The following is an 11,998-nucleotide window of genomic DNA, read 5'->3' on the forward strand; positions in this document are numbered from 1 at the left end:
GGTGCCAGCGTGACCAGACCCTGTCGGGCTGTCCCGGCACGTGGCCACCCCCGGTCGAGGCGTTATCCTGCGCCGGTGGAGGTCACGGCGGAGGGCGAGCGGCTGGCCGCCGACCTGGGTCGTTGGCTGGATGACCTGACCTTCGTCGACCTCGACACCGACGAGGTGACCGCCCGGGTGATCGAGTCGGTGGTGCGGTGGGCGGAGGCCCGGGGCTGGCGGGTCTACCGGCGGGCGCCCAGTGTCCTGCCGTTGCCGCCGCCGCTGGAGCAGCGGCACTCGGTCCTCGACGTGGCGTGCGCCCGCCCCGACGGCCCGCCGGTGGTGGTGGAGGTCGACCACACCGACCGCGCCCGGACGGTGCAGAAGCTCCGGGCCGAGGCGGACGCGGGTCGCATCCCGATCTGGGTGCGCTGGGGCGTCGGCCGTTTCACCGTGCCGCCACCGCCGGTGCGGATGGTGACCTGCGAGGTGACCCGCCGGGCCGGGCCGGCGGGGCGCGGGCGGCTGCACAGCCGCACCGGCGACCGCCCCGCCCCGGCGCACTCCGTCGGAAGCGGCACGGCGGCCACCGAGGCGCTGCCGATTCCGCTGCCCGACCCGGAGCCGCCGGCCTGAGCGCCCCGGTTACGGACGCCGCCAAGGGCACCTGAAGCGAATCGTAAGCGGGAGTCGGCAGAGTTCTGGGTGTCACCGGAGAGCACGACCGACAGCCAGGAGATCCCCGATGCGCAAGCTCATCAACTCGACCTACATCACCCTCGACGGCGTCATCGAGAACCCCATGTGGACCTCGCCGTACTTCGACGAGGAGGCCGCCAGCTTCGCCGGCGAGCAGACCGACGGAGCGGACGCGATGCTGATGGGCCGGGCCACCTACGACGGCATGTCCGTCGCCTGGCCGAGCATGGACGAGAGCGACCCGAGCACCGGCGCCGCGTACTTCAACAACGTCAGGAAGTACGTCGCCTCGACCACCCTCACCAACCCGACCTGGAACAACACGGAGGTGCTCCAGGGCGACCTGGTCGAGGCGGTCACCAGGCTCAAGGCCCAGGAGGGCCGGAACATCATCCAGTACGGCTACGGCTCGGTCACCGCGCAACTGGTCCGGGCCGGCCTGGTGGACGAGGTCCGGTTCTGGATCCACCCCGTGCTGCAGGGCGGCGACAGCCTCACCACGCCGCTGGCGGACGTCCAGACGTCGTTCGATCTGATCGGCACCCGGGTACACAAGAGCGGCGTCATCATCGCCTCGTACCGGCCGAGGACGGCCGCCTGAACCACTGGTCAGAGCTGGGCCCGGGCCTCGCCCGGGCTCAGCTTCGCGCCCTCGGCGACCAGCGCGTCGAAGCGTTCCCGCCCCAGGGCGGCCAGGACCCGTTCGGCCACCCGGTCGGTATCGTCGCGCTCGGCGGGAGCGGCGGGAGCCTGTGCGGCCAGCCGGGCGGCGGCCGCCGCGCCCAGCAGCCGGGCGGCGACCTCCGGCGAGCGTACCGCCGAGGCCATGCCCTCCAGGGGGTTGAGCGCGTCGCGTGGCAGCGCCATCGCCTCGGCGGCCTCGAACGCCTCGACGTGCAGCGCCAGAGCGGCATCCGGGTCGCCGCCCCGCTCGAGCGCGTAGCCCAGCTCGACCAGCACCATCGGCAGGTACAGCGCCGGCTGGGTCTCGCCGCGCCCCTGCTCGGCGAGGCGGGTGAGGTGGGTGACGGCCACGTCGAGCTTGCCGTCGCGGCGGGCGGCCATCCCGAGGCTCATCTCCGCGAAGACGATCGCGCCGGGCGAGCCCTGCTCCACCGCCAGCTGGTACGCGCGTTCGGCCAGCTCCCGCCCCTGCGCGTAGTCGCGGGTCTGCACCGCGAGCCAGGCCAGCCACGACAGCTTGCTGCCGACCTGCGGCCACAGCGCCAGCTCCTCGGCCCAGCGCAGCCCCTCCCGGTGCAGGGCGGCGGCCCGCTCGTGGTCGCCGCGCATGTCAGCCAGCCCACCCATCCACTCGGTCGCCTGGAGCCGGCCCCACCGGTCGCCGACGGCGGCGAACAGCGCGGCGCTGCGGTTCGCGGCGCACTCCAGCGTGGCCTGGTCGGCCGTGGCATGGGCGATCCAGGCTCGCGAGGTGAGCACGGCGGCCTCGGTCCACGGGTCGGCGAAGGTGGTGGGCAGCAGCTCCGCCGCCAGGGCCAGGTCGCTGTGGTCGATCACGGCGTTCGCCGCGAACCAGGCGGCCCGGCCGTCGGGCGCGTCGGCCACGGCGGCGCGGATGTCGGCCGCCGCGACCGGGTCGCCCTGCAACAGCGTGAAGCCGACCCGCCAGGCCGCCGCGCGCGACTCCTGCGCCGGGTCGCCGGGCACCGCCAGCGCCCGCCGTGCCTCGGTGAGCCGGCCGCGCAGGTACCAGTACCAGCTCAGCGCGACGGCCAGCCGCAGCCCGCCACCGTGGACCAGCGCCGACCGCAGGTTCGCCGTCTCCGCGTCGAGCAGCGCCAACCACCGCTGCTGGTCCGGGCCGCGCAGCCGCGGGTCGGCGCGTTCGGCCAGCTCGGTGTAGTACGCGGCGTGCCGCGCGCGTACCTCGTCGGCGTCGGTCAGGCGGTCCAGGCAGAACGCGGCGACCGATTCGAGCAGGCGGTAGCGCGGGACCACGCCGGAGTCGTCCAGCACCACCAGCGACCGGTCCACCAGCCGGGCCAGCGCGTCCAGGTCGGTCCGGCAGACCCGCTCGGCGGCGTCCGGGGTGCACCCGTCGCTGAACACCGCCAGCCGGGCGAGCACCGCCTGGTCGGCCTCGTCGAGCAGGTCCCAGCTCCAGCCGATGACCGCGGTCAGCGTCCGCTGCCGCGGCGGCACGTCGCGCTGCTGGGTGGTGAGTAGCCGAAACCGGTCGTCCAGCCGGTCCACCACGCCCCGCAGGCCCAGCGCGCGCACCCGGGTCGCGGCCAGCTCCAGCGCCAGCGGCAGGCCGTCGAGGCGGCGGCAGAGCTGGGCCACCGCGGGCGCGGTCCGGCCGTCGAGGCGGAAAGCGCGCTGCTGCGCGGAGGCGCGGGCGGCGAACAGCCGGGCCGCCGCCGAGCGCCGGACCGCGTCCAGGTCGTCGTCCTCCGGCAGGGACAGCGGGGGTACCTCCCAGAGCAGTTCCCCGGTCAGGCCGAGCGCCTCCCGGCTGGTCGCCAGCACGCTCACCCCGGGCGCGGCCCGCAGCAGCCGGGCCACCAGCTCGGCGACCGGCTCGATCACGTGCTCGCAGTTGTCCAGCACGAGCAGCAGGTGCCGGTGCCGCAGCGCGGCGACGACCCGGTCGGCGGCGGACAGGCTCGCGCCGGCGGTCTCGCGGGCGTCCAGGACGCCGAGCACCTGTTCGGCGACGCGCGGGTCGCCGGCCGGCAGCGGGGCCAGCTCGACCAGGTGGACACCGTCGGGAAGGGACTGCGCGCGGGCCGCCTCGGTGGCCAGCCGGGTCTTGCCGACGCCGCCCGGCCCGACGAGCGTGACCAGCCGCTGCCGTGGCAGCAGGGCGCGCAGCTCGGTCAGCGCCTCGGCCCGCCCGACCAGCTCGTCGAGCTGGGCCGGCAGGCTGTTGCGGATGATCGCGGCTTTCGGCGGCGCGCTCAGGCCCGCGTCCTGTTCGAGGATCCGGCGGTGCAGGGCCACCAGCTCCGGCCCCGGGTCGAGGCCCAGCTCGTCGGCGAGCCGGTCGCGCAGCTCGGCGTAGCTGTCGAGCGCCTCGGACTGGCGGCCGGCCGCGTACAGCGCGCGAAGCTGCACCGCCCGCAGGCTCTCGCGCAGCGGGTGCCGGGCGACCAGCTCCGCCAGGTCGGCGGCGACCAGGTCGTGCTCACCCCGCGCCAGCCGGGCCTCCGCCAGCCGCTCCTGCACGGTGAGGCGCTGCTCGGTGAGCCGGGTCGCCTCGGCGCGGACGAACTCCGCGTCGGCCGCGTCGGCGTACGCGTCGCCACGCCACAACCCGAGGGCCTCGGTCAGCCGCTCGACGTCGGTGCTGCGGGCCAGCTCGGCGAACCGGTCGGCGTCGACCGCGCCGGCCCGCAGCAGGTACCCGGGCGGCCGCGACTCGACCAGATCGCGGGCGCCCGGCTCGGCGTCGTTGAGCGCCCTGCGCAACTGGGACACCCGCACCTGGAGGGCGCCGGCGGGGTTGGCAGGCGCGTCGTCGCCCCACAGGTCGTCGATGAGGCGGTCCGCGGAGACCACCCGGTTGCGGTTGGTCAGCAGGTCGGCCAGCAGGGCCCGTACCTTGGTGCCGGGCACCACCACCGGCTCGCCGACGTCCGTGGTGACGGCGAGCGGCCCGAGTACCCCGAACTGCACGGCCGTCATCCTAGAGCCGTAAGGGGACCTGAGGCGGACCGTAAGCGCCCCGGCGCACCGTGTGGTCATGGACATCCACCACGAAGAGCACGGCAGCGGCGAGGGCCGCCCGCTGGTGCTGGTACACGGCGCGCTATCCGGCATCGACACCTCGTTCGGCACGATCCTGCCGCTTCTGGCGAAGACCCGGCGCGTGATCGCCGTCGAGCTGCAGGCACACGGCCACACCCCGGACGTCGACCGTCCGCTGACCGTGGAGCATTTCGCTGACGACGTTGTCGAGCTGCTCGACCGGCTCGGCGTCGCGCGGGCGGACGTGTACGGCTGGAGCATGGGCGCGGCGGTGGCGTTGCGCCTGGGCACCGACCACGCCGACCGGGTCGGCCGGCTGGTGCTCGCCTCGGTGAGCTTCGACGACGCGGGCCTGCACCCCGGGCTGCTCGACGGGATCCAGGATCTGCGACCGGAGCACCTGCACGGCTCGGAGTTCCACGAGGAGTACCTGCGGACCGCGCCGGACCCGGCCGGCTGGGCCAGCCTGGTGACCAAGATGAAGGTGCTGGACGCGAACCTGCCGCGGTGGACCCCGGAGCAGATCCAGGCCCTCGCCGCGCCCACCATGATCGTGCTGGCCGACGCGGACATCGTCCAGCCCGAGCACGCGGTGCGGATGTTCCGGCTGCTCGGCGGCGCGGTGCCCGGCGACCTCACCGGCCTGCCGGCGTGCCGGCTGGCCGTCCTGCCCGGCACGACCCACACCTCTGTGCCGCAGCGCGCCGACTGGCTGGCCCCGATGATCGACGAGTTCCTGGACGAGGCGTAGCGGAACGACGGTCAGCTCGCCAGCAGCGGCGACTCCGGACGCCTCGTCAGAGGGCCCGGACCGAAGTTCGGGACGCCCAGGAATAGCGTCCGGCCGATTTACCGGGTAGAAACATGCCGACCCCTTCGTTCCGGCCTGACCTCTGGCCGGAGGGATCAGAGAGCGCTCTCACCGCCCCAGCTGTGCCGGTGCAGTCTCCGGCCAGCGGAGAGGACGAACCACATGACAATCCAGCCCCGACGGGTACGCCGGCGAACCGGCCGCACCCTCCTCGTCGCCCTGGTGCTGACCGCCGCCGTCACGGCGAGCAGCACCGCCGCCACCGCCGGCCGCCCGGCGTACGGCGCTCCGGACTTCGGGCCCAACGTCACGATCTTCGACCCGAGCATGCCGGTCAGCGAGATCCAGCAGACGCTGGACGCCGCGCACGCCCGCCAGGTCGACAACGAGATGGGCACCGCGCGGCACGCCTACCTGTTCAAGCCGGGCACGTACGGCACGGCCGAGCAGCCGTTGCAGGCCAAGGTCGGCTACTACACGGAGGTCTCCGGCCTGGGCGCCTCGCCCACCGACGTCAACGTCAACGGCAAGATCGAGGTGTACAACCGCTGCCTGGCGGACGGCGGCACCGGCAACTGCCTCGCGCTGGTCAACTTCTGGCGCACCCTGTCCAACCTCTCGCTCACCATCAACGGCGCGGGCCAGGACGGCTGCCGGTCGTCGGCGAACTTCTGGGCGGTGTCCCAGGCGGTGTCCATGCGCCGCCTGAACATCAGTGGCGGCGGGCTGTCGCTGATGGACTACTGCACCGCGGGTCCGCAGTACGCCAGCGGAGGCTTCATCGCCGACTCGCGGCTGCCGGCCACCACCAACGGTTCCCAGCAGCAGTGGCTGACCCGCAACAGCGAGGTCGCCAGCTGGTCCAACGCCGTGTGGAACCAGGTCTTCGCCGGGGTCGAGGGCGCACCGGACGACGCGTCCTTCCCGGACCCGCCCTACACCACGCTGGAGACCACCCCGCTGAGCCGGGAGAAGCCGTACCTCTTCGTCGACGGCAAGGGCAACTACAACGTGCGGGTGCCCGCCGCGCGGCGCGACACCCGCGGCGTCTCCTGGGCCGACGGCATGACGCCGGGGCGGACGATCCCGATCCGGGACTTCTTCATCGCCAGGCCGTCCGACCCGGTGCACGTCATCAACAGCCAGCTCGCGCGCGGCAAGCACCTGCTGCTCACCCCCGGCACGTACGACATCGCCCGTAGCATCGAGGTCCGGCGGCCCAACACGGTGGTGCTCGGCATCGGCCACGCCACGCTCACCGCAGTGAACGGCGCCGTCCCGCTGGACGTCGCCGGCGTTCCCGGCGTGGTGGTCGCCGGCGTCACGATCGACGCGGGACGCGTCGAGTCGCCGGTTCTGCTGCGGGTGGGCCGGCAGCACGGGCACGACAGCAGCAGCCCGACCAACCCGACCACGCTGTCCGACGTGTACTTCCGCGTCGGCGGCCCGCACATCGGGCGAACCAACACGGCGCTGGAGGTCAACAGCGACAACGTGCTCATCGACCACACCTGGGTGTGGCGCGGCGACCACGGCGTGGAGGGCTTCACCGAGGGCGTCAACGGCGACACGGACCGCTGGAGGACCAACACGGGTCGCTACGGCGCCGTCATCAACGGCGACCACGTGACGGCCACCGGTTTGTTCGTCGAGCACTTCCAGCGGTACAACACCGTCTGGAACGGTGAGCACGGCACGACGATCCTCTACCAGAACGAGTTGCCGTACGACCCGCCGACGCAGGCCGACTGGATGCACGGCGGCGTCGAGGGCTGGGCCGGCTACAAGGTCGGTGACCGCGTGCGTCACCACACCCTGTACGGCGGCGGGGTCTACGTCTTCAACCAGAACAACCCGTCGATCCACACCGAGAACGGCTTCGAGGTCCCGGTGACCCCGGGCGTGCGACTGCACCACATCATGACCGTCAACCTCAGCGCCGGCACGATCGACCACGTGGTCAACGGCGTTGGCAACGCGGCCGACATGACCAAGGTCGGCGCGCCGGTCTACGTCACGGAGTACCCGACTCCGTAGGGATCTCGGGCGTACTGACGGAGGGTCGGAGCCGGTGTGCTCCGGCCCTCCGCCGGTTCGGGGTTGGGACGACCGGCCGGACGGAGAAATGGTCCCCGGTCTTGAATTCCTATCGGCCCGATAGGAAAATGGGCGAATGCCGGTCGGTCCGCTCCTCACCTCCCGTCGGGTCGTGGACCTGATGCGGGTCGCCTCCGGGCTCTGTCCCGGCTCGCCAGCGACCGCCTGAGCGCGTCGCCGCCCGCACACTGCCCGGCCGCCGCCGAGTCGTCGGGCCGGCCCGTGGCCCGTCCGGTGCCCGCGGGCCATCCACCCGCTCGTCGCGGCCCCTCGCGCGTCCGCGTCTCGCCCCACCCGATCCCGCCACGCCCGGATCGGTCCTTCCCCCCTCGGAGGTATGTCATGAGCACCGACCCGTCACCATCCACACCGCCGACAGCCGGCGCCTCCCGGCTCGCGTTCAACGAGGACTGGGTGGCGACCATCCTCGGTCTGGTCCTGCTCGGTCTGGTCCTGCTCGGTGCCATCCCCGCCGGGCTGGTGCCCTGATGGCCACCGACGTGACGCGCACGGGCGACGAGCCCCGCACGATCGACGCGACCGGCACGGTTGACGACACGAGCCATGAGACCCGCGTGGGCGACGTGCCCGCCGGCTCCGTCGAGTCCGCACCGGACAGCGGACCCCCGTCGACCGTCGACCCCGCCGGCGCGGCGCGCGGCGGCACGTTCTGGGCCTGGACGGCACTCGGCCTGGTGGTCGTGGTGGTTCTCGCCGCCCTCACCCGCTACCTGGAGCAGAACGTCCCCGGGTGGGCGGAGGGCACCGCCGTCGAGGACATCGGGGCGGCCGTCGAGTACCCGGTCTACGCGATCCTGCTCGGCCTGCTCGGCAACGTCGCCGTGACGCTGCTCGGCTGGCGTGACCGGATCGCCGCCGCGTTCCGGACCGAGTTCTTCATCAAGACCGGTCTGGTGCTGCTCGGGGCGTCGATCAACCTGGCCGTCATCGCCAGCGCGGCGGGCCCGGCGATCGCCCAGGCGATCCTGCTGATCAGCGGGGTGTTCTTCTTCACCTGGTGGTTGGCCGGCCGGTTCGGGCTCGACGACAAACTGCGCGCGTTGCTCGCCTCGGCGGTGTCGATCTGCGGGGTCAGCGCCGCGATCGCCGCCGCCGGGGCGGTCCGGGCCCGTCGTGAACAACTCGCCTACACGGCGAGTCTGGTCATCGTCTTCGCGCTGCCGTCCATCTTCGTGCTGCCCTGGTTGGCCGACGTGTTCGGGCTGTCCGACGCGGTGGCCGGCGCCTGGATCGGCGGCAACATCGACACCACGGCCGCGGTCACGGCGGCGGGGGCGCTCGCCGGCGAGGAGGCCCTCCAGATCGCCAGCATCGTGAAGGTCACCCAGAACGCCCTCATGGGCGTGGTCGCGGTCGCCCTCACGGCGTACTTCACCCTGCGGGTGGAGCGGCTGCCCGGCGCGGCCCGACCGGGCCTCGGGGAGTTGTGGAGGCGTTTCCCCAAGTTCGTCCTGGGGTTCATCGCCGCCTCGGTGATCGCCACGTGGTACCTGGACGCGGCGGGCGCGGACGGCAAGGCCACCATCGCGATCGTCAACGACCTCCGTGTCTGGTTCCTCATCCTGGCCTTCGTCAGCATCGGTCTGGAGGTCCGGGTCGCGTCACTCCGGGAGGCCGGCTGGCGGCCCGTCGCGGTGTTCGCCAGCGCCACCGTGTTCAACCTGGCGTTGGCGCTCGGCCTGGCGTCCCTGCTGTTCCGCAACTTCTCCGCCTGAGCCGGCGTCGCACCCCGCCCTCCGGGCTGCCGGCGGGCGGGGTGCTCGCCAAATTCCCACCTGCTGACCAATAATTTCATCGATAAGTCGAACTCTTGCGATGCGGCAATCGCTCCTGCCACGATGACCGTCAATGCCTTCCGTCCCGAAGGAGTGGTCGTCATGGCGGTCTCCCGCCGCAGGTTCGTCACATCGGTGATGGCGGGGTCCGCCCTCGCCGCCGCCTCCACCACCGAACTGCTCACCACACTCAGCGGCCCCGCCCACGCGGCCAGTCCCCCCGGGGACGTGGTCGGCAAGGTGACGGTCGGCTACCAGGGTTGGTTCAGCTGCCCCGGCGACTCCGCGCCCATCGGCGGCTGGTGGCACTGGAGCCGCGACCGGTTCCAGCCGCCCTCGCCCGCCAACACCACGATCGTGTCCTGGCCCGACATGCGCGAGTACACGCACAGCTATCCCACCGCCTACCCCAACCTCGGCAACGGCTCACCGGCCACCCTCTTCTCCTCCTACGACCAGCAGACGGTGGACACCCACTTCCGGTGGATGCAGGAGTATGGCTGTGACACCGCCGCGTTGCAGCGGTTCAACCCGATGGGCGACGAGGGCCCGACCCGCGACGCGATGACGCAGAAGGTGCGCTCCGCCGCCGAGCGTCACGGCCGCAAGTTCTACATCATGTACGACGTCACCGACTGGTTGACGATGCAGTCGGACATCAAGACCGACTGGACGACGAGAATGTCGGCGCACACCGCGTCCTCCGCGTACGCCCGGCAGAACGGCAAGCCGGTCGTCTGCATCTGGGGCTTCGGCTTCAGCGAGCCCAGCCGGCCCTTCACCCCGGGGCCCTGCCTGGAGGTCGTCAACTGGTTCAAGGCGCAGGGCTGCTACGTCATCGGTGGCGTGCCCACCTGGTGGCGCCAGGGGATCGAGGACTCCCGCCCCGGCTTCCTCGACGTCTACCACGCGTTCAACATGATCTCGCCGTGGATGGTCTACCGGGCCAGGACCGTGGAGGAGCTCGACTCGTACTACAACAACGTCAACGTCGGCGACATGGCCGACTGCGCGGCGCGCGGCATCGACTACCAGCCCTGCGTGATGCCCGGTGACCTCGCTGGGGGCCACCGTCGGCACGGCGACTTCTACTGGCGGCACATCTACAACATGGTCCGGCTCGGCTCGCAGGGCCTCTACGTGTCCATGTTCGACGAGTACAACGAGGGCAACCAGATCGCCAAGACCTCCGAGACCCAGGCCACCACCCCGGCCGGAGCGAACATCCGGGCGCTGGACGAGGACGGCGTGGCCTGCTCCTCCGACTACTACCTGCGGATCACCGCCGACGGCGGCCGGATGCTCAAGGGGCAACTCGCGCTCACCGCGGTACGCCCCACCCCGCCGATGGTCGGCACCCCACCACCGGCCACCGGGAACCTGGCCGCCGGCCGACCCACCTCGGCGAGCAGCCAGGGCGGCGGGTTCCCGGCATCGAACGCGGTGGACTCGAACGCCAGCAGTTACTGGGAGAGCGGCGGCGGCTCCTTCCCGCACTGGTGGCAGGTCGACCTCGGCGCCAGCCACCAGGTCAACAAGCTCGTGGTGCGGCTGCCCGCCGGCTGGGGCGCGCGCACCCAGACCATCACCGTGCAGGGCAGCGTCGACGGCAGCTCCTTCGCCACCATCGCCGGGGCCTCCGCGTTCGCCTTCGACCCGGCAACCGGCAACACCGTCACCCGCACGCTGACGACCACCACGGCCCGCTACGTCCGCATCAGCATCGGTGGCAACACCGGCTGGCCGGCCGCCCAACTCGCCCAGGTCGAGGTGTACGCCGGGAGCACCGTCCCGGACAACCCGCCGACCACGCCGAGCGGCCTCACCGTGACCGGCAAAACCTCGACGAGCGTGTCCCTGGCGTGGACGGCCTCCACCGACGACACCGGGGTGACCGGCTACCAGGTACGCCAGGGCGGCACGGTGGTCGCCACCGTCACGGGCACCACGGCGACGGTGAGCGGGCTCAGCCCGTCCACCGCGTACACCTTCACCGTCACCGCCCGCGACGCCGCCGGCAACACCTCGGCCGCGTCCGCCGCGGTCACCGTCACCACGGACGCCGCAGCCAACGCGGACCTCGCCCGAGGTCGAACCACCACGGCGAGCAGCCAGGTCCAGAGCTACGCGTCGGGCAACGTGGTGGACGGTGACGCGAACAGCTACTGGGAGAGCGCCAACAACGCGTTCCCGCAGTGGGTGCAGGTCGACCTGGGTTCCTCGCGCACGGTCGGGCGGGTGGTGCTGAAGCTGCCGCCGTCGTCGGCGTGGGGCGCTCGGACGCAGACACTGTCCGTGCAGGGCAGCACCGACGGGGGGAGCTTCGGCACGCTCGTCGGATCGGCGGGGCGGACCTTCGACCCAGCCAGCGGTAACCAGGTGACGTTGAGCTTCACCGCCGCTCAGACCCGCTACGTGCGGATCTCCGTCACCGGCAACACCGGCTGGCCGGCTGGGCAACTGTCGACGCTGGAGGTCTACGCCAGCTGACCGAGGCGTGGGCGGCCGCCGGGGGAGCGGCGGCCGCCCATACGGGGGCGCTTACCTAAGGCCAAACTGAACCTCTGATCAGGATGGAGCTCCCGTACGTCGCCTGAGGTCATCGCCAGCCAGAATCCCAAATAGCCGCCTGGCACTCGGGCGAGATGGGCGGAATCGAACTGACGACCCCTTTACCCCCAGAGATCGGCAACGCGGCGTGGTTCGGCTCGCATCGCTGGTCAACGGTCCGATAGTGGTCGCAGCCCGCTGGCGGGTGCGGCGGTCGATGACGCAGCAGATGCTCGCGGACCGGTTGCGGAGGTCGAAGAGTTGGGTGGACAAGGTGGAGCGGCGTGTGCGCGCCCTGGACCGTACTCGGTGATCCAGGACCTGGCCCACGTGCTGCGGGTCGACCCGG

8 protein-coding genes are annotated in these 11,998 nt (G+C 72.3%); 7 read left to right on the forward strand and 1 reads right to left on the reverse strand.

The features are described from left to right. Positions 1-75: 75 nt before the first annotated feature. Together DKT68_RS11025 and DKT68_RS11030 are read left to right on the forward strand one after the other, a co-directional pair. Complete coding sequence (locus DKT68_RS11025) at positions 76-618, forward strand: hypothetical protein (protein WP_109817316.1); 543 nt, start codon at positions 76-78, stop codon at positions 616-618. A 109-nt stretch (positions 619-727) separates the two neighbouring features. Further along, on the forward strand, positions 728-1,282 hold the full coding sequence (locus DKT68_RS11030; protein ID WP_109817317.1) for a dihydrofolate reductase family protein: 555 nt from the start codon (positions 728-730) through the stop codon (positions 1,280-1,282). Positions 1,283-1,290: 8 nt separating this feature from the next. On the opposite strand, the gene DKT68_RS11035 is transcribed toward DKT68_RS11030, so the two are convergent. Continuing rightward, positions 1,291-4,323 carry a BTAD domain-containing putative transcriptional regulator gene (locus tag DKT68_RS11035; protein ID WP_109817346.1) on the reverse strand — a complete coding sequence of 1,011 codons (3,033 nt, stop codon included), beginning with the start codon at positions 4,321-4,323 and terminating at the stop codon, positions 1,291-1,293. A gap of 67 nt (positions 4,324-4,390) precedes the next feature. On the opposite strand from DKT68_RS11035, the gene DKT68_RS11040 reads away from it, so the two are divergent. The 5 genes from DKT68_RS11040 (at position 4,391) to DKT68_RS11055 (ending at position 11,589) form a co-directional block, all read left to right on the forward strand. Next, complete coding sequence (locus DKT68_RS11040; RefSeq protein WP_109817318.1) at positions 4,391-5,146, forward strand: alpha/beta fold hydrolase; 756 nt, start codon at positions 4,391-4,393, stop codon at positions 5,144-5,146. Between the two features lie 222 nt (positions 5,147-5,368). Next, positions 5,369-7,243 carry an adenylyl cyclase gene (locus DKT68_RS11045; protein ID WP_109817319.1) on the forward strand — a complete coding sequence of 625 codons (1,875 nt, stop codon included), beginning with the start codon at positions 5,369-5,371 and terminating at the stop codon, positions 7,241-7,243. Between the two features lie 402 nt (positions 7,244-7,645). Then, positions 7,646-7,792: a hypothetical protein gene (locus DKT68_RS31415; RefSeq protein WP_201748991.1), complete on the forward strand. Its 147-nt coding sequence runs from the start codon at positions 7,646-7,648 to the stop codon at positions 7,790-7,792. Further along, positions 7,792-9,039 carry a YeiH family protein gene (locus tag DKT68_RS11050; protein WP_109817320.1) on the forward strand — a complete coding sequence of 416 codons (1,248 nt, stop codon included), beginning with the start codon at positions 7,792-7,794 and terminating at the stop codon, positions 9,037-9,039. The genes DKT68_RS31415 and DKT68_RS11050 overlap by 1 nt, the downstream gene beginning before the upstream one ends. A gap of 162 nt (positions 9,040-9,201) precedes the next feature. Continuing rightward, positions 9,202-11,589 (forward strand): galactose-binding domain-containing protein, encoded by a 2,388-nt coding sequence (locus tag DKT68_RS11055; RefSeq protein ID WP_109817347.1) that lies wholly within the window; start codon positions 9,202-9,204, stop codon positions 11,587-11,589. Positions 11,590-11,998 lie beyond the last annotated feature (409 nt).

The sequence above is a fragment of the Micromonospora acroterricola genome (assembly GCF_003172955.1).
Lineage (GTDB): Bacteria > Actinomycetota > Actinomycetes > Mycobacteriales > Micromonosporaceae > Micromonospora > Micromonospora acroterricola.

What these genes read in the sequence shown, in the direction of transcription:
- DKT68_RS11045 (WP_109817319.1), top strand. Translation starts at nt 5,369, where the DNA reads ATGACAATCCAGCCCCGACGGGTACGCCGGCGAACCGGCCGCACCCTC.
- DKT68_RS11050 (WP_109817320.1), top strand. Translation starts at nt 7,792, where the DNA reads ATGGCCACCGACGTGACGCGCACGGGCGACGAGCCCCGCACGATCGAC.
- DKT68_RS11040 (WP_109817318.1), top strand. Translation starts at nt 4,391, where the DNA reads ATGGACATCCACCACGAAGAGCACGGCAGCGGCGAGGGCCGCCCGCTG.
- DKT68_RS11030 (WP_109817317.1), top strand. Translation starts at nt 728, where the DNA reads ATGCGCAAGCTCATCAACTCGACCTACATCACCCTCGACGGCGTCATC.
- DKT68_RS11055 (WP_109817347.1), top strand. Translation starts at nt 9,202, where the DNA reads ATGGCGGTCTCCCGCCGCAGGTTCGTCACATCGGTGATGGCGGGGTCC.
- DKT68_RS31415 (WP_201748991.1), top strand. Translation starts at nt 7,646, where the DNA reads ATGAGCACCGACCCGTCACCATCCACACCGCCGACAGCCGGCGCCTCC.